The organism is Candidatus Sulfotelmatobacter sp. (genome assembly GCA_036500765.1).
Lineage (GTDB): Bacteria > Acidobacteriota > Terriglobia > Terriglobales > Acidobacteriaceae > Sulfotelmatobacter.
Map to the genome: position 1 here is coordinate 1 of DASYBM010000012.1, position 1,591 is coordinate 1,591.

The 1,591-nt window shown below is 55.4% G+C and carries 1 protein-coding gene; it reads left to right on the forward strand.

The genetic code is table 11. From position 1 onward, the window contains the following. Positions 1 to 241 precede the first annotated feature (241 nt). Positions 242 to 1,249, forward strand: a complete 1,008-nt coding sequence (locus VGM18_15055; protein HEY3974322.1) for an amidohydrolase family protein — start codon at positions 242 to 244, stop codon at positions 1,247 to 1,249. Positions 1,250 to 1,591 lie beyond the last annotated feature (342 nt).

Genomic DNA, 1,591 nt, shown 5'->3' on the forward strand with positions numbered 1-1,591 from the left:
GAACTCGCCAATTGAGAATCAGGTCACTTGCTTGAGAAGGCGACTTTTTGGGCAAGTGCCCGCGCCCCGCTCTCTGACTTGTGCCCGCATGCTCCCCACGCCTAGGTCAAAGGGAATCTGCCTCTGATATCATCGCGGCACCGCCGTAGAGAGATCGACTCGCATGTAGGGCGCTAGAGGAAGTCTAATGCACACACGGGGTGTTCTCGATCGGCGCCAGTTCCTGCTAACTGGGGCCGCCATGATGGTTTCGCAGAACAAAATGAGCTTCGCTCAGATAAGCGACACGGCACCGAAAGCGCAGCTCATTGACGTTCACCACCATTTCGTCTCTTCCACGTACAAAGCGGACGCGAGCGCCAGGGGAGTCGCTGTGCCTGGAAGTGATTGGACACCCGAGATGTCGCTCGCGGAAATGAATAAGAGCGGCGTCGCTATGGCAATGTTGTCGCAACCCGGACAGTTGAGTGGGGACGTTCAAGCGATACGTAAATTGGCGCGTGAAACGAATGAATTTGGGGCACGGGTGGTTCGTGATCATCCAGGTCGTTTCGGGCTATTTGCGTCCCTTCCGCTGCCAGATGTGGAAGGAAGCCTTAAGGAAATCGAATACACCCTCGATACCCTAGGAGCGGACGGCATCAGCCTGCTGACCAGCTACGCTGATAAGCGTCCTGGAGATCCGGCGTTCGCGCCGGTGTTCCAAGAACTAAACCGCCGAAAGGCCGTCGTCCATTTTCACCCCACGTCGCCATCCTGCTGCTCCGGGCTGATTCCATCGGTAGCGGACCCTGTGATTGAGTGGCCCCATGACACCACTCGCGCTGTGGTGAGCTTGCTGGTTACCGGAACGATGTTGAATTGTCGCGAGATCCGTTTTATTTTCTCGCATGCGGGCGGTACCCTTCCAATGCTTGCAGGCCGCATCTCTCTCGCGAGCCGAATCTCGAATGCCAACGCATCCAAGTCGACCATTAATCAATACATGCCGGCCAACTTCGCTCCGCAAGGGGTCGAGTTTGAATTGCAAAGGCTTTATTACGACATTGCAGCGTCAACGAGTCCGGCAGCCATGGCAGCTCTGCTGAAATTGATACCAACGTCTCAAATACTGTTCGGCAGCGACTTTCCGTTTGTCCCGATTTCTTCGACGAGCCTGGGATTAACCGAATTGGCGTTGCCGGCATCCGCCACCGCCGCCATTCAGCATGGCAATGCAATGAATCTGTTTCGGCGCCTCAACCTTTAGCTTTCTTTTCAGAACGCAGCAGATGATTCCCGTGTCCTCATCGCCTGGCCGGTAATGGACGAGTCACGTTTTGGGGCATGTGGATCAAGTGATTTGTTTTCACAAGACGGCTTGCCGGTGCCGATTCGTCTTCGAGGTTGTTGCGTCGGTGTCTCAGCGCACTCAAAGTTTTCGGCCGCGATGGGATCGACAGATTCGCATCGGGCGAGAGACTGCTCTGAGCCCAACGCTATACCATTGAAAAACTGCTGTGACGGAGTACCTGATGCCTTGTTCAGAGATGAGGGAACTGGAAGCTACCTACGGTCACTATGCAAAACGGAGGCAGGCGAGCTGGCTCGA